Annotated in this window: 14 protein-coding genes; 8 read left to right on the forward strand and 6 right to left on the reverse strand. The window is 36.9% G+C overall.

All coding sequences use genetic code 11. The annotated features are described in order from the left end of the window. Positions 1–214: 214 nt before the first annotated feature. Positions 215–2,569: a TonB-dependent receptor gene (locus ACXAGJ_RS13065; RefSeq protein WP_474840521.1), complete on the reverse strand. Its 2,355-nt coding sequence runs from the start codon at positions 2,567–2,569 to the stop codon at positions 215–217. Positions 2,570–2,712: 143 nt separating this feature from the next. Here ACXAGJ_RS13065 and ACXAGJ_RS13070 point away from each other — a divergent pair, with 143 nt between their 5' ends. The 6 genes from ACXAGJ_RS13070 to ACXAGJ_RS13095 all read left to right on the forward strand — a co-directional run bounded on the left by ACXAGJ_RS13070 (position 2,713) and on the right by ACXAGJ_RS13095 (position 15,749). Beyond that, positions 2,713–3,345 carry a MarR family winged helix-turn-helix transcriptional regulator gene (locus tag ACXAGJ_RS13070; RefSeq protein WP_474840523.1) on the forward strand — a complete coding sequence of 211 codons (633 nt, stop codon included), beginning with the start codon at positions 2,713–2,715 and terminating at the stop codon, positions 3,343–3,345. Between the two features lie 126 nt (positions 3,346–3,471). After that, positions 3,472–5,127 carry a TonB-dependent receptor gene (locus tag ACXAGJ_RS13075; protein ID WP_474840525.1) on the forward strand — a complete coding sequence of 552 codons (1,656 nt, stop codon included), beginning with the start codon at positions 3,472–3,474 and terminating at the stop codon, positions 5,125–5,127. Between the two features lie 13 nt (positions 5,128–5,140). Then, positions 5,141–11,569 carry a hypothetical protein gene (locus ACXAGJ_RS13080; RefSeq protein WP_474840527.1) on the forward strand — a complete coding sequence of 2,143 codons (6,429 nt, stop codon included), beginning with the start codon at positions 5,141–5,143 and terminating at the stop codon, positions 11,567–11,569. An 11-nt stretch (positions 11,570–11,580) separates the two neighbouring features. Then, positions 11,581–13,629, forward strand: a complete 2,049-nt coding sequence (locus ACXAGJ_RS13085; protein WP_474840529.1) for a fibronectin type III domain-containing protein — start codon at positions 11,581–11,583, stop codon at positions 13,627–13,629. A 27-nt stretch (positions 13,630–13,656) separates the two neighbouring features. Then, positions 13,657–14,991 carry a sensor histidine kinase gene (locus ACXAGJ_RS13090; RefSeq protein WP_474840531.1) on the forward strand — a complete coding sequence of 445 codons (1,335 nt, stop codon included), beginning with the start codon at positions 13,657–13,659 and terminating at the stop codon, positions 14,989–14,991. A 2-nt stretch (positions 14,992–14,993) separates the two neighbouring features. Then, positions 14,994–15,749, forward strand: coding sequence for a LytR/AlgR family response regulator transcription factor (locus ACXAGJ_RS13095; protein ID WP_474840533.1), 756 nt, complete (start codon positions 14,994–14,996; stop codon positions 15,747–15,749). A 59-nt stretch (positions 15,750–15,808) separates the two neighbouring features. On the opposite strand, the gene ACXAGJ_RS13100 is transcribed toward ACXAGJ_RS13095, so the two are convergent. The 5 genes from ACXAGJ_RS13100 to ACXAGJ_RS13120 all read right to left on the reverse strand — a co-directional run bounded on the left by ACXAGJ_RS13100 (position 15,809) and on the right by ACXAGJ_RS13120 (position 22,357). Next, positions 15,809–17,155 (reverse strand): DUF3526 domain-containing protein, encoded by a 1,347-nt coding sequence (locus ACXAGJ_RS13100; RefSeq protein ID WP_474840535.1) that lies wholly within the window; start codon positions 17,153–17,155, stop codon positions 15,809–15,811. Next, positions 17,152–18,603, reverse strand: coding sequence for an ABC transporter permease (locus tag ACXAGJ_RS13105; protein ID WP_474840537.1), 1,452 nt, complete (start codon positions 18,601–18,603; stop codon positions 17,152–17,154). The genes ACXAGJ_RS13100 and ACXAGJ_RS13105 overlap by 4 nt, the downstream gene beginning before the upstream one ends. A gap of 3 nt (positions 18,604–18,606) precedes the next feature. Next, positions 18,607–21,090 carry a TonB-dependent siderophore receptor gene (locus tag ACXAGJ_RS13110; protein WP_474840539.1) on the reverse strand — a complete coding sequence of 828 codons (2,484 nt, stop codon included), beginning with the start codon at positions 21,088–21,090 and terminating at the stop codon, positions 18,607–18,609. A 23-nt stretch (positions 21,091–21,113) separates the two neighbouring features. Beyond that, positions 21,114–21,809: an ABC transporter ATP-binding protein gene (locus ACXAGJ_RS13115; protein WP_474840541.1), complete on the reverse strand. Its 696-nt coding sequence runs from the start codon at positions 21,807–21,809 to the stop codon at positions 21,114–21,116. Positions 21,810–22,048: 239 nt separating this feature from the next. Next, the gene (locus tag ACXAGJ_RS13120) at positions 22,049–22,357 is read right to left on the reverse strand and encodes a hypothetical protein (protein ID WP_474840543.1); all 309 of its coding nucleotides are present in this window, start codon (positions 22,355–22,357) and stop codon (positions 22,049–22,051) included. Positions 22,358–22,508: 151 nt separating this feature from the next. Between ACXAGJ_RS13120 and ACXAGJ_RS13125 the strand changes: the two genes are divergently transcribed. Together ACXAGJ_RS13125 and ACXAGJ_RS13130 are read left to right on the forward strand one after the other, a co-directional pair. Further along, positions 22,509–23,198: a DUF2064 domain-containing protein gene (locus ACXAGJ_RS13125; protein WP_474840545.1), complete on the forward strand. Its 690-nt coding sequence runs from the start codon at positions 22,509–22,511 to the stop codon at positions 23,196–23,198. A gap of 116 nt (positions 23,199–23,314) precedes the next feature. Then, positions 23,315–26,449: a TonB-dependent receptor gene (locus tag ACXAGJ_RS13130; protein ID WP_474840547.1), complete on the forward strand. Its 3,135-nt coding sequence runs from the start codon at positions 23,315–23,317 to the stop codon at positions 26,447–26,449. The last annotated feature ends 26 nt before the right edge of the window (positions 26,450–26,475 follow it).

Below are 26,475 nucleotides of genomic sequence, written 5' to 3' on the forward strand. Positions count from 1 at the left end.
TAATTATTGCAAAACAAACTATTTTCGGAAAATAGTTTTGTGAATATAACAATATTTACAAAAAAAAATTAACGAATTTTTACTTTACAATCAATTTTATTGACATAATGCAATAATTTTCGATATCTGACAATATTTTAAAAAACAAGGTTTCAGAAAAACAAAATAACTATTGTTTATCTTCTAGATCATCAACAACAAATAAAACCCGTATTTAGAAATCCACAACAATACCAATACTTGGTATAATCTGTCCTGAGTCTGTCTCAATTGGAGTAAGACTTCTTGGGTTGATTATTGTTCCTGTATTATCTCTACTAAGACCGAATTGAGTTGGCTGAGGAATCTCTTGACCCAGCACATTTTGAGCTTCTATAAATACATCAAGAGATAAATTTTTAAAATTCCATTTTTTATCGATTCGAAGGTCTAATTGGCTAAAGATATCCAATTTTTCCTCTCCTAATCTTGAATAATCCAAAATCACTTCTGGATAATTTGCTAATGTAGCATCCAGATCTGTTGGTACAAATGGTGTTTCGCCTGCAAATCGATAACGGGCACTTATTTCCCAATTTTTAGGAAGTTTATATCCTCCAGTAAACGACACCAAATGACGACTATCCCATACCGAAGGCAAATATTCATTTCTATCAAAGCCAGTAAACTCGCTATAAAACCAAGTATAGGCAAAGATTCCATAAAAATTATTCGACAATTTTTGTTGAAACTGCAATTCGACTCCATAGCTTCTTCCCTGGCCTACGGTAGCTACATCTTCACTTCCTAACACCTCGAAATCAGCTCCTTTGTTAGCTAGTGAAACTCCATCCAGTACAGATACTGGATAATCATCATATCTTTTGTAAAATCCCTCTAAAGAAATACTGGCAGATGGCCCAAAATAATGTTGCAACCCAATAACATAATGGTCACTAACCGTATAATCTACATCTCTATTCACCAAAACATCATTGTTATCTCTAAATCCTAAAATTGTATATGGTGGTAATTTGTAATACCTCCCTAACGATCCATTTACTCTCCAGTCTTCAGCAAATTCATAGGATAAGGAAAGTCGTGGTGAAAAAGTGGAAAACAGCGTATTGTCTTCTACAAAACTGTCATCGTCTGCTCTAAATCCAAAAGACACGTCTAATTTCTCATTAAAAAAGGAACGGGTCACGTTGGCAAACAGCCCGTATTTAAAAAAATCAATCTCGGTACTAAAAAAGTTATTATCCGTTAGATTAGCAGTATTATTTTCGTAATACGAATACTGGGCATTGAACCCAGTGGTGAGTTTCCAATCTCCCAAAAATTTGGTGAGTTGATATCGTAACTTCGTTTCAGACTCTACAGCATCATTACTAAAAATAACCCCTGTTTCATTCTCTGGATCCTCAAATCTTGTAAATTCATTGTTTAATGTATTATTGCTCAATGTAGTTTGCATAAAACCAGAACCATCTTTGAAACGGTTTCTCCATGATATCCCAATTGCGTTGGTGGTTTGTTCAATAAAAGGGGCCTGCTCTAATTGTGCTTGTTGTTCGGCATCAAAGTCATCTGGAGCTTCTACAGAAAAATCATCAATAGATCCCAAACCTGTAAGACTAATCTCATTATAAGCATCAATTTTGTGATTGATTTTGTATTGATAATCCCAATAATTAGGTCTAAACGGAAGACCAATAACTTCAAATAAAAATTGTAGATAACTACGTCTTGCCGATACTAGAAAAGTAGTTTTTGCATCCTCTAGAGTACCTTTAAACAAGGGACCATCTAGGGTTAAAGCCGCCTCGCTCGCGCTAACTCTGAAGTTTCCACTTAACGATCGGCTATTTCCTGTGCGTTGACTAAATTGTAACACACCTGATAGTGGGTTATCATATTGCGCCCCAAATGCAGAAGTGGACAAGGTAACATTATCTATAAAAGAAACATTGATTAAACCTACCGGTCCTCCTGCACTACCCTGGGTACTAAAATGATTAATATTAGGCACCTCCATACCATCCAGATAATACACCGTTTCGTTGGGTGCCCCTCCCCTTATGATTAAATCATTTCTAAACCCTCCTATCGAAGGAGATACTCCCGGTAGTGTTTGTGCTACTTGTACCACATCATTATTACTCCCCGGATAGGTTGCTATTTCTACAGCAGATAACGATTGTGTGGATAATGGTGTTTCTTTTGGTCTACTTATCTTATTGGCATTGGTTACAACCACTTCATCCAAGGATTCTGTGGATTCTAAAAGAACAAAATTATAAGCTGGAGTTCCCTTTGATCTTACGATAACATTAAATGTGGTTTGCGTTTCAAAACCTACATAGCTTACTATTAAATTATATGATCCGGGCGTAATATTGGTGATGCGGTAATTCCCATCAAAATCAGTTTGCCCTCCTTTTTCGGTACCCTCTAGAAAGACTGAAGCACCCAAAATCGGTTGCCCGGTCTCGTCGGTGACATTCCCAGAAAGTTCTCCATACACTTGCGCATGTAGGTTTGAAATCACCATAATAAAAAATACAAGGAAAACATTTTTAGAATTCATAGTAGTAAGAGTTAATGTTTTAGTCCTATTTTAGTAAATACCTAAAAAGAACTTTAAATTTGTATAACAATTTTTTACAAATATTAAACAAAAAGGTATTTTATCACAATATATAATTTTAATTTAGTGTTAAATAATACATAATGAAAGTTTTTGACTTTATAAAACAGGTGTATGATCTGGTTGGAGTATTTATAAAGAGCAACAAGGAAGCGGATATCAATCTGAAATATTTCTCAAATTGGTTAGATCATCAATTAGACGATACAGCACAAAATGACGATTTTGGCATTACAGGACATAGCATTGATGCCGAAATAGCCGCTTATATAGGAAGAATGAGTAGATATTCTAATTTCTACATCAAATCTGCCTTGGGAGAATTACCCTTTACTACAGATATGGATTTTGCTTTTACAGCAATCTTACATAGATCACAACCCATTGGGAAGACCAATTTGATTAAAAAATTGGCCTATGATAAATCTTCGGGAATGGAAGTTATTAAACGATTACTAAAAAATGGGATTATTGAGCAGTTTCCCAACCCAGAAGATAAGAGGGGTAAACTTTTACGATTGACAAAAAAAGGCGAAGAAAATGTAATCCTCGCATATACTGAAGCAGGAAAGGCAGCAAAACTAGTAAGCGGCAACCTATCCAAAAAAGAACAACAGACGTTGCATCAACTCCTTAAAAAACTAGATAATTTTCATTATCCGATATATTTGAATGACGGAAAAGATATTACCGAAATTCTAAACGAGTATTCCTGAAGGTTTTGTTCTCAGGTTTGAAAATCGCAACAACTACATAAATTCAAAACTAAGATTCATCAATTCATACATTGAATCCATAAATTACTACATCCTATGTATAAAGTGGTATAGTAATATTGATGAATGGATTCGTCAAAATTAATAGTACTTCTATCACTATTTGGTCTATTGGCCACCTCTAGTCGTGCTCAAGACTTATCAAAACTAGGAGACTCTACAGCTGTTCAGTTTTCGGGATCCGTGGGGGCTCGTACTATATTTTACAGTGCCAAAGGCGGTCCAGAAAGACGACAACCTTTCACCTATTTATTTACTGGCAACGCGGCAGTGAGCATTTATGATTTCAATATCCCTTTCAGTTTCACTTTTGCCAATCAACAATTTCAATTCAGTCAACCTTTTAATCAAATAGGCGCCAGTCCATCTTATAAATGGGTAAAGGCGCATTTGGGACACCGCAATATTGTGCTATCTCAATTCACCTTAGCCGGCCATCAAATGTTGGGTGCTGGGGTTGAAGTCACCCCAGGAAAGTTTAGAGCAAGTATTATGTACGGGAGATTGCAACGGGCTGTACCTGAAGATACCACTTTGGTATCCCTTCGAAGACCTGCTTATGAACGCCGCGGAATGGGTGCAAAAATCGGATATGGTACTGGTACGGATTTTATTGATCTTATTGTATTCAAAGCAGAGGATGACGAGAACTCTTTGGATACAGAAGAATCCCCACAAACAATCACCCCAGGAGAAAATTTGGTCATTGGTTTGAATACCAGAAAAACGTTTTTCAAAAAAAAACTGTCTTTTTACTTTGATGGAGCGTTAAGTGCTTTTACGTTGGATAAGACATTAAGTGTAGCTATCCCAGAGGTTGATTTTTTAGACAACTTAGCTTCAGGTTTTATTACGACAAATGCTTCTACTCAAATGTATACTGCCTTTAAAACTGGTATACGCTATCAGGGAAAAACATTTGGACTACTAACTCAAGCTCAGCGAATAGATGCAGATTATCGATCCATGGGCCTTTATTTCATTAATAATGATGTATTAGCCTATAGTATCAATCCTTCATTTACCATTTGGAAAAGAAAAATACGAATTAATGGTGGGATTACTTTTCAACGAGATAATCTCAATAATAAAAAAATTGCCACCTCCAAACGAACCATACCTACCATAAACATTGTCGTAACACCTACTCCTAGTTTAAATTTCACCGGGTCCTACACCAACCTGACCACATTAATGGAAGAAGGGGTTATCCCCTTAGACAATGCATTTAAACAAGATCAAAAAAATCCAATCTACACAGTTACTGCCAATTATATCAAAAGCGATACCACACGTTCTCATTCTATCTCTTTATTTGGCAGCAGAAGCGAGCTTAAAGACGGGAATCCTCTTACGCAACAATTTTCTGAGTATGTAGGAAACTCGATCAATGCAACCTACAATTTTACCCAAATGCAGCAGCATTATGGAGTTTATGTATCCTACAATTACAATGATCTGCAAACATTTACTGGCAAACTTCCAGGAAATGGTTTTTCCTTAGGAGGGAACAAATCTTTCTTTGATCAAAAATGGAATATCTCATCGGCTATTAGCTATGCTAAACAGCAGGAAAATGAGAGTCAAAGTTTTGTTTTGTCATCCTCTTATCAATTAAAGAAACATCAAATCAGCTTAAGTGCTAATTACCTGAAAACAGAATTAATTACAGGACCCTTTGATGAATTTACCGGGTTTATCAACTATGTATTACGATTTTAAAAATAGGATAGTCATGAAATTTTTTAAAAAACTTATAACCTGTAGCACCACGTTCTTACTCATGGTTTTTAATCCCTCTTTACATGCCCAAAACGATGTGCAAGTGGTTACTCAAGTACTCCCTCCCTATTCTCCCTATTTTTCGGACTACATATCGTATGAAAACCGTTTAGCAATTCAACTTATCAATACCGTGGACGCCAGTGGAAGTGGAATAACAAGAGATGTACGACTAACCGCAACCATCACTGGAGACAATGGAGTGTCACTGGTATTACCACCAACTTTTATTCCTCCAGTCCCCATTTCGCTACCACCTATGGGAGTAACCAGACTTACCGGTATTCAATTACAAGATTATTGGGATATTAACGTCTGGAATATCTCAGGAATATCAGCTTCAGAAATTATCTTGGGTAATGGGTTTCCCGAAGGAAATTATGAGTTATGTATCCGAGTACTTGATTACAGCTCCGGGACTCCACTTTCCCTTCCTGCTCCGAGCGGATGTAGTTTTTTCAATATCAATTCTATCGAACCTCCCATTCTGTTAAAGCCATCGTGTGGAGTAACTCTGGATAGCAATACACCTCAAAACATTTTCTTTTCCTGGGCAGTGCCTGCTGGCTCTAATCCATCCCAAGTAGAATACGAATTGGCCATAATAGAGCTTTTTAATAATATGGATCCAAATCAGGCTTTTTTATCCTTCGGAGACACTCCTCTTTTTCAAAAGACCGTACCCATTAATGTATATAATTATACCCTTAGCGATCCTCCGCTTGAACCTGGACGCACTTATGCGTATAGAGTGACCGCTGTAAACAAACTAGGAAACCCCAGACCTCTTAATTTTAGGAATGGAGGAAGCAGCGAGGTGTGTGCTTTTACCTACGGTAAGAGCCCAGAAATTAATATCACTTCGCCTGCTCCTCAAAATACCGAAGTAGCCGTTACACAAATTAATATTGATGGAGATGATGTATTAGTAAATCCCCAAAATCAAAATACCCCCCCTGATCCTAACGACGCCCCAAATTGTATCTCAGACTGTATACAATCAGTTCCACAAAATACTACTCCTATTTCAAATCTATCTCCTGGGGAAGAAATTGGTTTAGGTAAATTTTTGATGGAGATAATCCAGGCGCAACCTAGCGGTAATGGTTTCTCTGGTATTGGAAAAATATATATTAACTTTTTACAAATTCCTGTTTTGGTTACTTTCAACAATCTAAAAGCAAATACAGATAAGGTAGTTTATGCGGGAGCTGCTTATGCTAAAGCAGAACCAGGTTTACCCAATAATCAGGAATTCTTAACTAAACAGCTACAAGTGCCGCAGGTTTCCGAAGCTATTTTTGAAAATGCAATAACCTATATCGAAAACGAGGGGAGAAAAGTACATCTGCTATCAGGACAAAATCAAGCCTTTGGGGTTCCTATTTCCTGGGAAAACGGCGCTAACACCCTCACATTTTTTGGGATGATCTTTACTCCTGAAAAAGCGCATATAAATTTAGCTACTGGTTTTGAAGTTTACCCATCAAATAATGAACATAATCATGTACTCCTTACTGGAAGTAATTGTCTAAGACCTAATGGATTTGGATCAACTGGAGAATTACAACTTCAAAACACAGTTTCGATTCCCATTTCGAATGCACTTACACATACTTTCAAACCAGAAACTTCGGTAGGCTATGATTGTTCCGGAATTAGTAATATTCACTTGAAAGGCGCATTAACTTTTGGAAGAAATATAGCATTGCCCCTAAATGAACAAGGAAACGTTATCGAAGGAAATGTAACTGCAGACTACGAAACCGACATTACTAACTTTCATGATTGGACATTGGAGATCCCAAAGTTAAGTCACCCGTTTACCATTCCTGGTTTGGTAGGGTTTTCTCTTGACGCCAATACTATTGTTATTGATCAATCGCTATCCACAACTCCAAATCCTATTAACAAGGATGCCTTTTGGAAAGGCGTATATGCCGAAAATATTTCAGTGCAATTCCCCGAGTTCTTTCAAATTAATGATACTCCTATAGAAAAAGAAGTTAGCCATTTTATTCTTGACAAAAACGGGGTTTCAGGAAAAATTGGTCCTTTCAACAATCTAATTTCTATCAACGAAGGAGATGTTGGGGGTTGGCCCATCTCTGTCGATACATTTTCTATTATTCTGGAGGATAGCAACTTGGATGGGGCAGAGATTACCGGTAACGTCAAACTTCCAATCGCGGATACTGAGTTAGGTTATGAAGTACTTTTTACTCTGGGTGAAAATCCTGAAGACAGCTTCGATATGAAATTTGATGTTGTCACCCAGGAAGCCTACGCTGTACCGATGTGGTTTGCACAATTACACCTCGAAAAAGGGTCAGAAGTGAACATCATTAAAGAAGGGAATACCTGGAAACCTTCTGCAAATTTGCATGGTGGTATCGAGATAGACTGGGGGGTTAATAATACTCCAGATGATAGTTTGGTGTCTTCTTTCCAACTTCCCGAAGTAAACTTTACCAATTTGACCATTACTCCAGGACAAAACAATATTCCAGATATCAACTTTGGTGAGTTAGGCATAACCAATGCACAAGCCACTATAGCAGACTTTAGTTTTGATCTTAATGATATCAAAGTCATAAACGAACCCAACGGTGATCTCGGACTAACACTGGACATTTTTGTACACCTCGATGAAGGTGATTTCTCAGTCGGAGGCAGCACAGCTTTTACGATTTGGGGAGCATATAAAGACAAAAAGTACATCTATAAAAAAACCAAACTCAATAGAATATCATTAACTGATGTTGATATCAATATCGCTACTATAAATGGAAACCTCTACCTTTTTGAGAAAGATGAGGTATACGGAAATGGTTTTAAAGGTGATTTTGATGTAAAACTTAATCAAATGGACATGAATTTTGCAGCCCTCATGCAATTTGGATCCATTAAAACCCAACAAGAAAATTATCGCTATTTCTATACAGATTCGTATCTAAAAATAGGTGGAAGCGGGATCCCGATTCCTCCTACTCCATTCGCGGTGTATGGCGGAAGTGGTGGCTTTTGGGTCAATATGAATTTGGCCAATGAACCTGATTCAAATGCTCCTCACAAAACCATTGATCAGTTAAAGCTGAATAAAGAAATGAACGATGATCTGGCCATATCGCTACCTGCTGGAAATACTCGTTTTGAAGAGGATAAAAAGATCCCGACCCAAGGAGGCATCGGTTTTTCTCAATCTATCATTGTAGGTGTCAATAGTGCAGAAACGCTATTTAATGCAGATTTAGGCTTTTTAATGGACTTCAATCTCAATGGCAGTCTAAAAGGAGAAATGAAAATGTTTGGTGATGGATATATCGTACAAGAATTAGATGGCAACCGGGGATCCGCATTTATTAAAGGTGATGTAGACCTAACCATTGGTTATTTGGGTGAAGAACAAAAGAATAACATCTTTTTTGACAATACTTCTACAGTCTCTATTGATCTTTTAGACGGTTTGGTTACCGGGCAAGGTACTTTACATCTATACGCAGATAAAGATACCTGGTTTCATAAATTAGGGTATTGGCAGAAACAATATCAAGATTTTCCGTGGCAAGATAAAAAGCGTGTTCATTTGAGCCTTGGTGATTTTGAAGGGCTAGATACAGAAGTAAACAACAACAGTTTGGATACAGGTTTATATAGCTATTTTATGTTTGGACCCGATATCCCAGGACTACCAGAAATGCCATTAGATGTTCGGAATAACAACCCAAAAAACTGGAAAATGAATAATGAGCGTTATCAGGTTTTTACTGGTCCTAACTCCAGTTCTGGGGTAGCACTAGGTAGTGGTTTACACCTGGATACCGATTTGGATTTTCTTATTTTTTATTTAAAAGCAAAACATATCTCCGGATTTGATTTTACCCTCCGGGATGAAACAGGACTATGTGCTGAAGATTTTGGGTTAAACGGCTGGTATGCCAGAGGCGAAGCTTATGGGTATTTTAAAGGAGAAGCCGGAGTGAAATTAGATTTGTGGGTTTGGAAAGGGGAAGCAAAGCTTATGGAGCTGGAAGCTGTTGCTGCTTTGCAAGCAGGATTGCCAAATCCAATATATTTAAATGGGAATGTGAATGTGAATGGACAAGTTCTAGAGGGCTTGTTGGATTTTAATGTAGATTTTGAAGTTGAACTAGGAGAAGAATGTAACAATCCAAACAGTGGTCCATTTGATGAATACCCTATAATCGCTGAAGTGTTACCAGAAGATCAGGAAGAAGATGTAGACATTTTACGTCAAATGGAGGTCTCCTTTAATTTTCCAAATGGACCTTTTGAATACACCGAATTAGACAAAAAAGGGAAAAAAGTGACACGTGAGTTTCGATACAATGTAGACTATTTTACCTTAGAATGGTTTGATGAAGGAAGTAATACAAACAAATCCAAAGATTTCTTCCCTGCCTATCGAGAGGACGGATATTCTGCTACGTTCACAGATCTAGATTTCTATTTCCCTCCAAAAACCACATTTACCTACAGCATAGGTGTTACGGGCTACGAATTGGTAAATGGTAAAAAAGAAGAACGAGCCAAAGAAACTAAAATCGGAACTTTTACTACGGGAGCTTTTCCTACTAAAATTACCAAAGAAAGTATTTGGTTTAGCACACCATTTATAGGAGAAAACTACTTTATCCCCTCTAACTTCCCTAAAGGATATATCACATTACCAGTGGTACTACCGCATTGGACAGATCCTAATTTTTGGTATGTAGATGCTTTTAAATTAGGAAATACTTACCAAGGTCCTATGGCGAGTGGAACTTTTGAATTTATAGCAAGATTCATTGATGTAAAAAGTAAAGATTATTACGATATCCCCTATCAGATCAATAATGCTGATGCACAAGGTGTATACGGTGGTAAATTGGTATTTGATTTCCCGCAGCAATTAGAAACAGGAAAGATCTACGAACTACAGCTTATGGTTATTTACACCCCCTCTATTAATAATTATGTAGCAACATCTAACTCGGAAGACACCTATAAAAATGTGCTCTTGGGCGGATCCGGACAGCAAAATGGAGGTAATAATAATGGACAAGGTTATCAAGTATTGCAAGCCAATCTCAATTTTAATAACAACAATATCCTTAATGCCAATTTTGTAACCCCAAAACCCAAACCCAATCTGGTTTTTCAGAATTCTTTGGCAAACGCCAATAGCGGTAATCAAAACTTAGCTATCAAAAGAAAACATAGAGCTTTGCTAGGTGCTACAAAAACCTCAAATAAAGTAGAATGGCCCATATTTGAAGGATTTAAATTTCATTTTAAAACCAGCAAATATAACAGCCTATCACAAAAAATGGGTAACATCACTTACGAAACTACTAAGGTGGAACAATTCCCAAGCAATGTGGCAAATATTTCAGATAATTCCCTAAAACCTTTAACTATTAATTTACCTGTTATAGTACTTGAATGTGATGAAAATTTTGATGAAAAGACCTTATTCCCTGAAAAAGAAAACAAAATCGGATTTTTAAATAATGAGCTAACCCTACTAAGCTTTCAAAAACCACCACTTATTGAACTAGCAAAACAAGCAACTTTTACAGGTGCCAGTATTCAATGGGGTGTTGGCAACCAGCAATATCCTGAATTAAGGAACAATTTCTGGAAAGCATATCCTGGATACAATACCGCAGCCTTAAAAACGAATTACCATGTACCGCAGAATCAAAATAATTGGGCTTTGGTGTTGGAAACTAATGATTATCCCTATCCATCAGAAGATTATTGGAATCAACTGTTACCCAGTCGTACGAACAACTCGATTTGGGGTGCAAACCGATATTTTGATAATGCTTTATACGAACCTTTTAATGATAGGCACTATCCCAATGTAGATGATGTCTTATCCCTCAAAAAAGAAGAGCCTTTGTTAGCGTTTTACGCAGGGAACCACACCATAAAAAACATATATCATCAGGGAAAAAAAGTAGGTTTTACTACTACCCCTTTAAACTACAGTCCTCCAAATAACAATAATGGAGGTATGTGGATTCAAAATAATCAATGGCAAAACCAAAACCCTCCATCTAAAAATGCACTTTTTGCAGTTGTAGATTACACAGAGTGGTTAGCCATACAGGATTGGCACAGATTTAAACGACACCTTTATAGAATAAACAATGAAGAAATCCAATTTAATGATGTTCAAGCAGATTATGATAGTAATATGCAGTTCTTAGAAGTAAGAGAAGGGGTTTCTGAATGGATATTAGAAAGAATGCCCTATTGGCAACATAGACGTACTAGTGGTTCACCTTCATTTAAAATTAAAAAACATGGTGGAGGTGCTACCATAGAACGAACATATACTGTGCCTGCAGATTTAAATAAAAACATCAATTAAAGAATAAGCTTATGAAACGATTAACCCATATTATTATAGGTATTCTAATTTGCACTAGCTTACAACTTGCTTATTCGCAAAATAATAATGCTTCTCAAAAAATGATTTTAAAAACAAGAGCTTACCAAGACAGCATTGTACTACGCTGGGTACCTAAAGATTTAAAAGCATGGCATGACATCAATGAGAACGGAATTACCGTTTTACGCACCAATATGGCTACCGATAAAAAGGAAATGCTCACGTTGCAACCATTGTTTCCCTATACCTTATCTACCTGGAAAACCAAAACAGATACTACCAATATTTTTGTAGCCACAGCCGCACAATGCCTTTTGGGCAAAACCAAAGTGACTTCAACAATTGCAGACAGTCATTTTAGTATGCGCTTATTGGCTTCAAAAGAGCAGAATAATACCCTGGCGTTTGCTGCTTACTGTGCCGATTTTTCAACACAAGCTGCAGATGGGCTTGCTTTCCGTTTTGTTGATACTTCAATAAAAAGCAATAACAGTTATAATTACGAATTGCAAGTAGCAGGAAAGACCGTTTCTAACAAAGCATTTCAAAGATCAAAAGATATTTGGAAACCCAATAAAGTTACTAATGTTCGAATAGAAACTAAAGAAGGAGCAATACATGTTTATTGGTCCAAAGCCGTAAATAATTCACTATTCTCTGGATATTATATCGAGCGTGCGATTGATGGGAAGAATTTTAATCTAGTATCAAACTCTATTATAAAGGCTACCTCTCAAGCAACGTATACACAACAACAATCTTACGCAGATACAGATGTAAAGGTTGGGGTTACCTATAGTTACCGAATTATTGGAGTAACTTCTTTTGGCGATTACGGGTTGTATTCTGAAATTGTATCTGCAACGCCTAAGTCCAAAATGATGATTTCAACCATAGATAACTTGAAAGTTACCGCTTCCAATGATACCACATTCCTCTTAAGTTGGGAGGAACCCGATCTCCCAGAGCATACAAAAGGCTATCACATCACAAGAAGTGATACCAAGGAAGGACGTTACGAAAGAGTTTCTACTTCAATTTTACCTGTTGGTACTACTTCTTTTACAGATACACCTCCCAATACACAACGAGCTTATTTTTACAAAGTGATAAGTGAAGGAAAAGACGGAAAGCTATTAGAATCTTCATCTTCTGCGGGAATGTTGACCGATGGCAAAGCTCCGGCAAAACCAAAAGGATTAAAGGGCACCATAGATTCTTTGGGTGTAGTTGCTATCTCATGGGAATTTGGTGAAGAAAAGGACCTAAAAGGGTATCGAGTTTACAGAACCCATGATCCCAAACAAGAATTTCGGCAGCTCACAAAAACCCCTGTTCCTGGCAATTATTACAGTGATACATTGGCATTGGCATCTCTAAAAGAGAATGTATATTACAAAATTGCTGCATTTGATTATAATTATAATCCTTCAGAACATTCAGAACTATTAGTGTTGAAACGACCAGATTTTGTAAAGCCAATTGCTCCAAAAATAGTGAAGGTTAGCAAAGAAAACGGTGCAATTCAAATACAATGGAAAGAAAGCCCCAGTAAAGATGTAGTTACATATCGTTTGTATCGCAAAACATATGGACAAAAGGATGAGGAGGTCATTGCAGAGATCCCATCAAATACATCAAGTTATACTGATGACAATACAACCTCTAATACTACCTATCTCTATAAACTTAAGGCTATTGATCACAACAAAAATGAGAGTATCTTTGGAAACGTTGTTTCATACAACAATACTTCTCAAACCTTGGAAACTCCTCTACTTGGAGGTAGGTTCAACAAAAAAACTAAATACTTTGATCTCAATTGGAGTTCTTCTGGGAATAGCGCTATCAAAACACTAATTTTCAGAAATGACGGTAATGGTTTTACCTTATATCATACTATAAATACCGGAAACACCAATTTTTCTGATACTTCTTTTTTTGAAACCAAAAAAGGCTATCAGTATCGGATTCAATGGGCGGATTCGTTTGGAAATGAATCCCCAATTAGTAATATTATAAGTATCACTTTTAAGTAAATCTTTGTTTCTTTATCTTTAGAGAGGATGTTACTACTTGATTTGTATATACATGAAGAGTCGTCATTTCAGTTTCCTGTTCATTTATTTCTAGGAACCAGTTTCGCCTTTCTGATATGTTCTATTGCGATATATGCTGTAAACAAAAAGTCAGAATTCCTATGGTACGCAGGTTATCTCCTCTGCGTAATGGTATATTTTTCTCATAAAAGTGATTTTATTCTGGCAATGATTTATGAGAATCAGGATTCATTAGTTGCACATATAGTTAACGACACCTCGCAAATGAGTATCAACCTATGCTATCTTCTTTTTTCTATGGCATATTTGAATACCAAAAAGGACTATACGAAGTTTCATAAGTTTCTTCAAGTAGTTGCAATCGCTATGATTGTTTTCATGAGTATGCATACTATCTTACGATTAACAGGTAATTCGCATGCAAATCAGATACAATTGTTAAATATACAGCGATTGGTATTATCCCTTTTTGTCATTTTTAACACCTTTTATCTTTTTCGATACGGAAAAAACAAATTGGTTTATTTTGTCATTGCAGCATCTTTACTGTATGCCGGTGGAGCCATTGTAACCTGGCTTACCAGGGATTTTCATTTTATGGTTTATGGAGTTGGTCTTGAGAATTTTGTTTTCTCTTTTGGTTTGGGATACAAAATTAAAAAACTCAGTTTTGAAAAATCTGAAGCAGAACGTTATGCATTACGAAATGAAATTCATTCGTTGAGAGCACAGATGAATCCACATTTTATCTTTAATTCATTAAATTCGATACAAGGTTTTATTTTAAAAGACAAAAAGAAGGAATCTATTAAATACCTGACCAGCTTCTCTACCCTTTTACGTAAAATTTTGGACACTTCGGAAAATGGAGTAATCTCACTAGAACAAGAGATCGAATTGCTAAAACGCTATCTAGAACTGGAAAGTCTTCGTTTTGATGGTAGTTTCAAGTACGATTTTGATGTTGATCCAGGTTTGGATATTTATAACATTGAAATTCCTATTTTATTGGTACAACCTTATATCGAAAATGCTATTATTCATGGCCTAGCGCCCAAAAAAGAAGGAGACAAAACAATGAAAATTTCGTTTATTGATGCGGATGAGTTTATCACTTGTTCTATCAAGGATAGCGGTATTGGTCGTGAAGCCTCATATAATTTGCAACAAACTAAGAGCATCTACCGAAAATCAAAAGGGATGTCACTCACACAAAAACGACTAGAATTGATCAGCAAACATAAGGACAAGATGAATACTTATGTACATGTAGACGATCTTTATACCCAAGATGGGAAAGCGAATGGGACCAAAGTAACGATCAAAATTTATAAGAACTGAGTATGGAGTTACATGTTGTTATCATAGAAGATGAAAAGAATAGTCAGGATACCCTATCTCATCTGTTATTAGACTTTTGTGAGAATGTTACCATTTTGGGGAGTGCCAACAATGTTAACGAAGGGATCTCTCTCATCAAGGAAACTAATCCTGATCTCGTTTTTTTGGATATTGAGCTGCATTCGGGAACTGGCTTTGACATTCTTCAAAAACTAGATCATATTGCTTTTGAAGTGATATTTACCACTGCTTTTGAACAATATGCGATAAAAGCTATAAAGTTCAGTTCTGTAGACTATTTACTCAAACCCATTGATCTGGATGAATTACAAAGTGCTTTGTCAAAGGTTCGCAGTAGAAAAGGAGATAAAGCGTACATCCAACAAGTGCAAAATTTGGTTAAAAATCTCGAAATACAAGATGTAACCAACAAAAAGATATGTTTATCCACTCACGAAGGAATCGAATTTGTAAAAGTATTAGATATTAGATATTGCAAAGCCAATGGATCCTATACCTTGTTTTCTATAAAAGGACAATCGGATCAATTGGTGAGTAAAAACCTAAAAGAATTTGAAATGCTTTTGCAGGAGTACGACTTTATGAGAGTACACAACAGCTACCTCATCAATTTAAGAGAGGTAAAAAAATACATCAAATCCGAAGGTGGGTATATCATCATGAATAACGGAGATCATATCAACCTTTCGCCTAGAAAAAAAGAGTTGTTTCTAGAGCGCATTGTAAATCTCCGTTAATACCATTGACATTCACATTCTGCTGCCAAAAGAGTTCAGCACTGTACTACTTGCCGCAATCATAGCCTCCTAATCTTTGGTACAGCAAGTGCTATAAGCAATACCGAGGCTACTAGAAGTGGCAACATTCCTTGCATCGGAACCAAATCAGCTTTTGCTTTATGATATTCAGGTTTAAATTGTTTCCAGTCTACAGTATCCGCATGTTGCTGCTCAAAAATTTTGGGGTAAAAGAACAATCTCAACTTTTCATGAAACGCTTCTGTATCTTGCAGATAGTTCATATGTTGCCCCATACTGGTACCTGCTAGTTGATTAAAATACAACTGCAAATGCATATTAGGTACTACAGATGCAATCCATCTACTGGTTTGTTCACGAAGTTCAATCTTACTGCTTAATGCTTCTCGTTCTTTTTTAGAATCATCATCTCCCATTTGTTGCATTGCATAATACCACAACCAATTAAACCCCTCAGTAGGGTATCCATACTTTTCGAATTGTGGGTAATGCGCATAGAACTTTTTGATCGTTGCAAGTTTATCAGTATCCCATTTTACATGATATCCATCACGTTGTGCAATGGCTGTACTCATTGCCTCGGGCACAGGATATCTGGAAGACACATATGCATTAATACCTGCGGGCAAAAGAATAATCAGCACCAACCAGATCGACAATAGCAATAATGCATTAAATCCCGTCGATTTTTTATAAATAATCACAAAAAAGGATAGACTAAACCAAAAAATCAGATATAAGAATGACAGTCCGATCATCAATAAAAAATCGCTATTCAAAGGAATGTTCAGCATAATTTTTGCTACCAAAAAGAGGAAAATCAACACTACAAATAATAGAGCGAATCGAACCAAAAGTTTGCTAATGATAAACCCTAATTTTGATCGTGCCTGAATCGATACTAATCTCCATGTACCTGTTTCTGTTTCTTCTGAAATGAGGTTAAATGTCAAAACAATGACCAGCAACGGAAACAAATAGATAATCACAAAAGACAAGTCTAAATTACCCGATTGCAAATTCATAGGGTTTACCAAATCGGTATCAAACTTTTGAGCTTCGAAGGTTTTGATAGTAATACGTTGTACCGTAGGGTTTACGTCTGCCTGACCGATAGATACCCCAGAAAGCGGATCCAAATCATTGATATACGCAAACTTGGCATAATACAACAACAACCCTAAATCTTCATTATGAAGCGATACTTGTCTATCAAAATGTTCTTCTTGATGAGCACGTACTTCAGCAATAGCATTTTGCTGCCGTTCTAAATGTTTGCTCCCAATAATGATTCCAACAATACCTAGTATCGTAATCAATACCAAGCTAATCCAAACTTCTTTTGATCGGATACACTGCTGAAAAAATAATTTATACTTGATCATATTGCTTTTGCTTTTTTAGAAGTATATACCAATAGTAAGAAGGCCAATCCAGTCCATAGTAGCATTGCCATTAATGCCGGCAGTCCTGCCGATATAGAATTGCTAAATGACATGGGTTGATGGCTAAAATCTGAAAACTCCTCCCAGTGCTCATGATCCACTACATGGACTTTCCCCTCAGAACCACTCTTCTTTTTGGGACTGATATATTCCATCTGCAGTTCATTCATGGTTTGAGCTAATTTATAACGGTAGTCATCGGCTTGATTTTGAAAATCGATGTAGGAAGCAAAATCTGTTCCCGACATGGTCATCGATAACTGCTTGATCGCCGTAAACGGATTCACAAAAGCTGTAAATCGAGTAACATCATTTTGATTTTGATACACTCCAATCAAATTAGCATGGTGTTTTCGATACAATGTAGAGGTAATTTTTTCGCCTTCTCGCATCACAAAACCAGAATAGTTAAACGGTAAATCGGTTACTTTACTCACTTTATGAACCGCCAAAACAGAATCACGTAAGTGATTATAATGGGGGTCATCTGGGTTATGACTATCCCCTTTTTGTATCACTTCTTTCTCGATGGTGGATTGAAAAGCCAGTTTCGTAGGTGTTGGGAACCAATAGTTCCCCATAGCCTGTGCAGACTTCGGTAAAAGTACGACCATCAATAACCATACTCCTAATAACTTCAACAATGCATTTTTGGGACTATTGCTCTGGGTAGAAACTACGATCGTTACAGAAGAAACGATAAATAAAAACATAAGATATCCCAAAGAGATCAATACCATTCGCATCCATAAAAAATTGTCTGTTATTTGATTCGTAAATACCAAAAGAGAAATCGCGACAATCAAAATAATAGGAATAAAGAAGATCATAGAAACCGCAAAAAGCCCAATAGATTTTCCGAAAAGAATTTCTTTCCAAGTTGCTCCTTGGGACAGCAATATTTTTAGAGTTCCATTTTGCTTATCTAAGGCCACCCCAGAAAAACCAATAAAAAATAGAATTAATGGCAATACTAATTGTAGTAGTAGTGCCAAACTTAGCTCTCCAAACCGTAAGGTTCCTGTCGAGAAGGTTGCTTCAGAGAAATTGACACTATTTTGTCGGTGTGCTTCCAAAAACACCGTGTTCCCGGTAAAACTTTCAATCCCATAATCAAACATCGCCAAAGAGGGATTAATTCGAAAAGCAAACGTTCCAAAATGCGCCATTCTATGAGGATGCTTATCAGGATTGGCTTCCCAACTTTGTCTAGCTTTTTTCTGATGCTCTAACCGTATATCATTTTGAGTGATATGTTTTTGAATACTACCAACAGCCGCATAGGCTGTTAGTAGTATAAAAACTGCGTATAACAGAAAAAAAGTTTTAGGTTTTGTTGCATTGGACCAAAAATTCAATGCAAATAGTCGCACATTAGCCCACTTCATTTTTTAAAATTTATAAGTTGTTGTTAGTAATACATTTCTCGGAGCTCCCGGAAAAAGTCTTGTCGCGTTTAAGGCCCCTGTCCAATAGGTTTCATCTAACAAATTGTTCAATTTTACTGCGATCTGCATGTCGATTCCTGTAGGACGGTAGTACACAGCCGCATCAAATACAGTGTATGATGGTAATTCTAAACGATCCCCAAACCATGAAAAACGATCTCCTCTATATTCCATTCCTAAACCTACACCGATGTTTTTTAGTGCACCTCTCATAAAATCATATCGCCCCCAAAAGTTTGCACTGTGCTCTGGTGCTCCTCCTATACGCTCTCCCACAAGTGCAGGGTCATCATCCTCAACAATTTCGGCATCAATAAATGCGTACGAAGCACTTACTTGGAAATTAGGTAAGATATATCCATTAAGATCCCACTCAAAACCTCGGCTACGTTGCTCTCCTCTTTCTACCAAGACAGATTCGTCATTAGGATCCTGTAACAATAAGTTCTTTTGTGTAATTTGATAGATAGAAGCATTCATGGTTAGTTTCCCATTAAAAAACTCTCCCTTGGCACCAAATTCTATATTGTTACTTTCCAGCGGATCAAAACTTGCCGGTGTACCTGCGAAGAAAAAGTCACCTGTAAACGGCGACAAGGTAACCGTATTGGATTGTGGTTGAAAACCTTGAATGTACGACCCATAAACGCTTACATTTTTGGTAGCTTCGTAAGTAAGTCCAATTCTAGGGATAAAAGCTTCATTCTTAAATGACTGCTCATCGTTTGATTTATAATCAAAAATATCTTCATACCAGTCATAACGAATGTTAAGTAAAGCCGAGAATTTTCCCATTTTGAACTGATTCTGAATGTAGATTCCATCAGAAGTAGTAAGGTTTGCAGGAATCGCAAATTCTGAAATGATATACCCAGACGTTTCTCTAGCTGTATTATTTGGATCTGCAAGGTTAAAATGATCCACATTAGGTCTTGGAGCAGTTACTCCATTAATGTCTATCGTTTCAAACTGATCAGCCTCTGCAGGGTCAAAAGAAGTTGCTGTTCCATCTAACCTTCTATAACGTCGTGCTCCATTCGACGATCCTCCAATAGTACGTTCCCATCGGCTCCCATCATATCCCACCAATATTTTATTAGTAAACGTCTCATTTTCAATATCAAAATTGATGTATGCCGTATAATTATCGGTAATCCAAAACTGCTTTCGCTCTGTGTAACGTAACTCGGCCAGTGTTGGTATCGCATTTCCTGCAATATCCACAGCTGCAGAACCAGCAACGCGATGCTCTGCCAGGTCCTCGTCCCAAGTTTGCTTCATATACGAAGCATTAAAACCAATATTCTCTGTAATTTCTTTACTAAAATTACTGATCACCATAAATTCTTTTGAAGCATAGAAATCATTAGCCGCACCAACATTCGTAGAAATATCAGTACTGTTTAAATCAAACTCTCCATTAATGGCACCAAAAAGAGGTTGACCACGATCTAGGTTTCCTACTCCGCTACTATAAATCATCTCTACATTAAGAGCTGTAGTACTATTGGGTAAAAATGTGATCGAAGGTGTGATCAGGAACTGATTGTTCTGCACCAAATCACGAAAAGATCTTGCTTCTTGAACAGCCGCATTAAAACGGTATAATAAAGTTCCAGAATCGTTTAATGGCCCTGTAAAATCAACAGTTGCTCTTAAAGTACCAAAGCTTCCTGCAGTGGCACTTACTTCGTTTCTACTTTCTTTTAATGGTTTTTTGGTCACCAGGTTTACGGATCCTCCCGGATCTACACTAGAAAACGTAACCGAAGAAGGTCCTTTGATCACCTCTGCTCTTTCGATGTGAGAAGTAATTGGCTGTAGAAAGTAATACTGACGTGTTCTCAATCCGTTGATCAATTGGCCATCTTCTGCCTGTATTAATCCTCGAATATTAAAGTGATTGTAGAATCCTGTATGAGAAACACTACTGGCAGTCTTTACTGCATCTGCAATTTGAAAAGCTTGTCGGTCGTTGAACAATTCTTTGGTAATCGTAGAAACTGCCTGCGGAAGTTCTTTGTTCTTGATTGCTACTTTGGTTGATGAAAAGGAGTAATCACTGTTGTAGTCGGTCCTAGGGCGACCAATAACCTCAACACTTTGTAATTGTTCGGTTCCTTCTTCCAAAGTGATGGTTCCTAAATCGTACGGGGTTCCTTCTGTAACTTCAAAAGTGTTTTTGTACGATTGAAACCCTAAATATCGAACTTCGATAGTATAGCTTCCATCAGCAGCACTGATTTCGAACTGCCCAGCTCCATCAGTGAGTTTGCCGTAAGTATTGGCTGCGCTTTTTAAGGAAATTGTAGCCCCAGTAATTGGGGTGTTTTGATTGTCGATCACAGTACCTGTGATTTGCACTTGTGCAAAAGTGACAACACTTAGTAAGAGTACTACTAGTGTGGGAAGTGATTTGATGTTCATTGCGTGAATTATTTATTTGATGTTTAAATGGTTTTTAAATAGAGGTCTTGTAATTCTGTTGCGTTAATACCTTTGGTATCTGAAGTATGTACCAATTCTCCCTCTTTCATAATGCCAATTTTGGTTCCAACATTTACCGCATTAAAAATGTCGTGGGTTGCCATAAATATGGCTTTACCTTCTGCACTTAACTCCTTGCAGATTTTGGTAAATTCGAGAGTAGCTTTTGGATCTAAACCCGAAATAGGCTCATCCATAAAAATGTAATCGGCATTTTTGGCAAGAGCAATGGCAATACCTACTTTTTGACGCATCCCCTTAGAGTAAGAAGACAATTTGTTATGAAAAGCATTTTCTTGAAGTCCTGCTTTTGACAAAAAATCTGTTAGCGTTGTATGATCATACTTATATCCAGCCAATCTGCTAAAGAAATTGAGATTTTCTACTCCAGAAAGATTACCGTACAATTGAACCACTTCTGGAATATACGCGATCATTTGAGTGGTTTTGTTATTGTTGGGTTGTACCGCAATGCCATCTACCAAAGCTTCACCACTGGTAGCTTCAATAAGACCTAAAAAGAGGTTAATTGTCGTGGTTTTACCCGCTCCATTTTGACCAAGTAAACAAAAAATTTCACCTTTATCAACTGATAAATTTAACTGACGAAGTGCTTCGTGCTTACCATATGTTTTGGTAAGATTTACTGCTTTAAGCATAATGTGTTACGTAAAAATTAAAACTGACGATATGTGTTTTTTATCCTGGTAGAAGCCAGAAAAAACAGGATTCGAATTTGAAGAAATATCCCAATAGTAATATACCTCTTAAAATAACATGATATAGCTGCCATTGATCCTTTCTTACCACCATGATCGATTGGTCATAGAAGTTAGAACAACAACATCAAATCGCAAATGCGAATTGTTATCGTACAAAAGGTTACAACTGATATTTCCTATAAAAGAGGGGGAGGCTTATTATATATGTAGTTAGGAGAAGCAATCTTTTCCTTTGGAGTATGATAGTGTTGTAATACAACAATAGTACTTGGAACGTTATGAAGTTCAATTTCTGAGTACAAAGAGTTAGTATTGATCAAATCAAATTGATCGGACTGCATCACAAAATCACAAAGTTCACAGGAAATTGGTGTGTCTTCATCCTCAGATAAATGGCTCAACGCATGCAGATTAGCTATCCTAGGTACAAGAAAAGCTACTGCAAACCATATCATAGCAATATGTGTAAGTCCGCGTCGAAACATAGCTTGCAAGATCAGAAATAATGAAATACAATCTCTTGCTTTAACAAAATTTTAAAACTTAAACATGTACTTTACAGTAAAGTTTTGTAATGATCTTCATTTTTACACGACTTAGCATTACTTATATCATTAAATTATTGTTTCCTACTGCATGCGTACTTCAAACACAGCATTACTTGTTTTCTCCCTTTCGCTTCAAGAAGAGTTGAAAAACAAGGCATTTTTTGGACAACATAATTTAGGAAAATCCTTAAGCAACAACACCAAAAAAATTGCATGTCAGAGTGGGTTACCTGTCCTTTATTTTGACGAAAAGCAACAATCAGGTGTTAATTTTGGAGAAAGATTCTCTAATGCGTTACAAGATGTCTTTGAAGCTGGATACGATAAAATCATTACTATTGGTAATGATTGCCCTCTACTTGATGTAAGGCATATCCAACAGGCAAAAAAAGCGCTAGACAATAATGGTAATGCTATAGGTCCAACTGCTGATGGTGGTTTTTATTTATTAGGTATTTCCAGAGATGACTTTGATTACCATTCTTTTTTGGACTTCACCTGGAATACAGCATTCGTCTATCAGGAAGTATTAGATAACATCATCGATAGCAATCCTTCCTGCATCGTACTTGAAGAGCTTCGAGATATTGATCTCCTATCGGACATCTACAACTTATCTACTAGATACATCCTTAATGAGGCATTACGAAGAAGCCTTCAAGCCATTCAAAATCAAGCCTCTCCGTCTTATAGTCATATTGATTTCAATATACTTCAATGTTTACAACAAATTCCTTTTAACAAAGGATCCCCAGTATCACTCTTAATTCAATTGTAAGAAGAGGTCTTTTGTTTTAAATACAGCCTCTGGTTATTCCTATTTATTTTTTAATCATCTACTTTAAATTCTAGAAGATTTTCTGGTGTTTATAAGTACTAATTCAGCATAGCCGCATGAATCGCTTTGTCATTATCATTACTATACTATTTTTTAACCTATATACTTTTGCTCAAGAAACTACGGGAAGCCTTCAAGGAAGTTTAAAAGATCCTCAAAACAACCCTGTACCCTTTGCCAATATTGTATTAACAGATACTGAAACCAATTTTACCTATGGTGCCATTTCTCAGGAAAACGGGTTTTATAGATTTAATAATATACCCCCTGGAAGTCAATATACTGTTACCATCTCTTTTTTAGGTTTTAAAACCGTTGAAGAGCGTAATCTCGTCATCAATTTGGGGAGCGCAACTATAAGAGATTTTATACTTCAAGAAGAAAGTACTGCATTACAGAAAGTGGTTGTTCTGGCAGAATCTACACCCAAAAAAAATGGTAATGAAACTTTACTCAATCGCAAAGCTATTAAAGCTACTCCTACCATCAATAGAAGCATTCAGGATCTTACTAAAAACCTCCCCGAAAATAATTTAAACTCTTTTAGTGGTGCCAGTAACCGATTTAATAATTTAAATATTGACGGGATTGCAAACAATGATATTATTGGATTTCAGGAACCTGCTAGTGGAGCATCAGGATCGTCGGCTAACGGGACTCCAGGTAGTCTGTCCAGGAGTCAACCTATCGGACTTGGAGCAGTAAAACAAGTAAGTGTAAAACTATCTCCGTTTGATGTGAGTATAGGAAATTTTAACGGAGCAAGTATCAACTTAGTTACAAAAAATGGTACAAACACAACAAAGGGAGAAGTATATGGTTATGGTAACAATCAAAATCTAATAGGTGAGTTTGCCCGCGGTATAGAACAAGATGTACAATCCTTTTATGATGTACAGTTTGGTGGTGGTGTCGGTGGTGCTATTATCAAAGACAAGTTGTTTTACTACGTCAATTTTGAACAAGCCTTATCCAAAACTCCCGTATTAAATGCTCCGGGAAGTGAGTCTTCGAACATTTCGTTGGATGATGTAACTGCAATCCGAAACAGATTACTCAATGTATACAATTATGATCCTGGCGCATTCGAGAGTGCTGATTTACAAACTGCAAGTACCAAACTATTTGCCCGCTTAGACTACAATCTTTCTGAAATCCACAAGTTGACACTTCGTAATAATTATGTGAATAGTTTTGCGGATAATTTGGAATGGAATAGTACTTTTTTTAACTTTGGAAATCAAGGATACCGACATAATAGTATTGCCAATAGTCTGGCATTAGAACTAAAATCTAACTTTTCTAATGGAGCGACCAATAAGCTTTCTGTTGGGTATAATATCGTAAAAGAAGATCGGGATTTTGATGGACGTGTGTTTCCGCATATTCAGATCGCAACTTCGTCTGCGGGTCGTATATTTGCCGGGACTTATCGAGAAGCTTCGGTTTACAATACCGATTTCTCAACACTTCAGATTTCAGACACTTATACTTTTGATATCGACAAGCATCACTTTACTACAGGCGTATTTGGACAACTGCATGATGTTGATTATGGATTTCTTTCGGCATGGAACGGTCGTTGGGAATACCGTTCTGTAGATGATTTTTTGAATGATCGCCCTGCTCGAATTCGAGGAGTTTATAACATCAACAACAACGATTTTGGTTTTGTGAGCAACCGCCCTTCTGCGACTATCGGAGTCTTTGAAGCCGCTGCTTTCTTTCAGGATAACTTTCGTATTGGGGAAAACCTAGAAGTAACTGCCGGAGTGCGACTTGACGGACAGTATCTGACTCAAAAACTACCCATCAGTGAAGCTGTACGTAATACTCCAGAATTTTCTCGATTCGACAATACGATATCCAAAGCCCCACAACTTAATCCAAGAATTGGGTTCAATTACAAAATAGATGCCAATGGCAAATACACGCTACGAGGTGGAACCGGTTTATTCTCTGGACGTATCCCCTATCTGTGGTTTGCTTATGCAGAATATATTTCTGGTACAGAGTATTTTAACATTGATCTAAGGCCTGATAATACGGTTGCACTCACTGAAAACCTGGAAGATTTACGAAGTGTACAGCCCAATTTAACCGAAATTAATCTATTGGATCCTGATTTTAGTCTCCCTCGAGATTGGAAAACAAATATTGCTTTCAAAGCAAAACTACCTTATCGATGGACCGTGGATGTAGAAGGTACTTATACCGAAGTAGTCAATGGGCTCCTTTTTCAGTCGATCAACAGAAGAGATAATGTGGGTAACTTTGATGGGGCAGACAACAGACCGTATTTTTTAGAAACCGGTGATGCCATTAAAATCAATCCAAATTTCACCAACGTGTTTTTACTCACCAATACCGACAAAGGGTTTCGATATAATCTCACTCTAGGACTCAGCAAACAAGCCGGAAATTATAGTGGATATTTGGGTTATACCTATGGACGTAGCCGAGATATTTCAAGTACAGTACGTAGTTCTCCTGCTGCTAATTTTGAGTGGAACCAGGCATTAGTGGCAAACGATCCTGGCTTGTCCTATTCTAATTTTGACCTGAGACATAAATTTGTAAGTAGTCATTCTTACAATTTTAACCTCGGAAAATCAAGTACAGGCTTCATTTCGTTTTTGTATAATGGAAGAGCAGGAAGTCCTTTTTCTTATGTTTATCAAGGGGATTTAAATCGAGATGGTTCCTCCAGAAATGATGTAATCTATGTACCTAGAGATGCTTCAGAAATTAATTTGATTGATATCACTGATAGTGCCGGAAACATTACGGTAAGCGCTACAGAACAGTGGCAACGGCTTAATGCGTTTATAGAAGCAGACCCTTATCTAAGAGAAAGAAGAGGGCAAATTGCCGAACGCAACGGAGCTCGTACCCCCTGGAACCATGAATTAGACATGAAATTAGAATATGCAATGAAATTGAAAAATGGGGATGGCATTTCTTTCTCTTTTGATATGCTTAATGTTTTCAATTTCATCAATAGAGATTGGGGACGTTTAGTTTTTGTGCCTAATGTGGTGAACTCGAGTTTTAGTCTTTTAAATTTTAGAGGAATAGAAAACAACGAACCCTTATTTCAATTTAATATTCCAGAAGGCACAGAACCCTATGTAACCGATTTATTTAACTCTAGATGGAGAGCTCAGTTTGGGTTGAAATATAATTTCTAAATATTAGTATTCACTGAGTTTATTTA

The organism is Aquimarina sp. AWH4_224 (assembly GCF_056160245.1).

What these genes read in the sequence shown, in the direction of transcription:
- ACXAGJ_RS13125 (WP_474840545.1), top strand. Translation starts at nt 22,509, where the DNA reads ATGCGTACTTCAAACACAGCATTACTTGTTTTCTCCCTTTCGCTTCAA.
- ACXAGJ_RS13110 (WP_474840539.1), bottom strand. Translation starts at nt 21,090, where the DNA reads ATGAACATCAAATCACTTCCCACACTAGTAGTACTCTTACTAAGTGTT.
- ACXAGJ_RS13115 (WP_474840541.1), bottom strand. Translation starts at nt 21,809, where the DNA reads ATGCTTAAAGCAGTAAATCTTACCAAAACATATGGTAAGCACGAAGCA.
- ACXAGJ_RS13065 (WP_474840521.1), bottom strand. Translation starts at nt 2,569, where the DNA reads ATGAATTCTAAAAATGTTTTCCTTGTATTTTTTATTATGGTGATTTCA.
- ACXAGJ_RS13090 (WP_474840531.1), top strand. Translation starts at nt 13,657, where the DNA reads ATGTTACTACTTGATTTGTATATACATGAAGAGTCGTCATTTCAGTTT.
- ACXAGJ_RS13130 (WP_474840547.1), top strand. Translation starts at nt 23,315, where the DNA reads ATGAATCGCTTTGTCATTATCATTACTATACTATTTTTTAACCTATAT.
- ACXAGJ_RS13120 (WP_474840543.1), bottom strand. Translation starts at nt 22,357, where the DNA reads ATGTTTCGACGCGGACTTACACATATTGCTATGATATGGTTTGCAGTA.
- ACXAGJ_RS13075 (WP_474840525.1), top strand. Translation starts at nt 3,472, where the DNA reads ATGGATTCGTCAAAATTAATAGTACTTCTATCACTATTTGGTCTATTG.
- ACXAGJ_RS13085 (WP_474840529.1), top strand. Translation starts at nt 11,581, where the DNA reads ATGAAACGATTAACCCATATTATTATAGGTATTCTAATTTGCACTAGC.
- ACXAGJ_RS13100 (WP_474840535.1), bottom strand. Translation starts at nt 17,155, where the DNA reads ATGATCAAGTATAAATTATTTTTTCAGCAGTGTATCCGATCAAAAGAA.
- ACXAGJ_RS13105 (WP_474840537.1), bottom strand. Translation starts at nt 18,603, where the DNA reads ATGAAGTGGGCTAATGTGCGACTATTTGCATTGAATTTTTGGTCCAAT.
- ACXAGJ_RS13080 (WP_474840527.1), top strand. Translation starts at nt 5,141, where the DNA reads ATGAAATTTTTTAAAAAACTTATAACCTGTAGCACCACGTTCTTACTC.
- ACXAGJ_RS13095 (WP_474840533.1), top strand. Translation starts at nt 14,994, where the DNA reads ATGGAGTTACATGTTGTTATCATAGAAGATGAAAAGAATAGTCAGGAT.
- ACXAGJ_RS13070 (WP_474840523.1), top strand. Translation starts at nt 2,713, where the DNA reads ATGAAAGTTTTTGACTTTATAAAACAGGTGTATGATCTGGTTGGAGTA.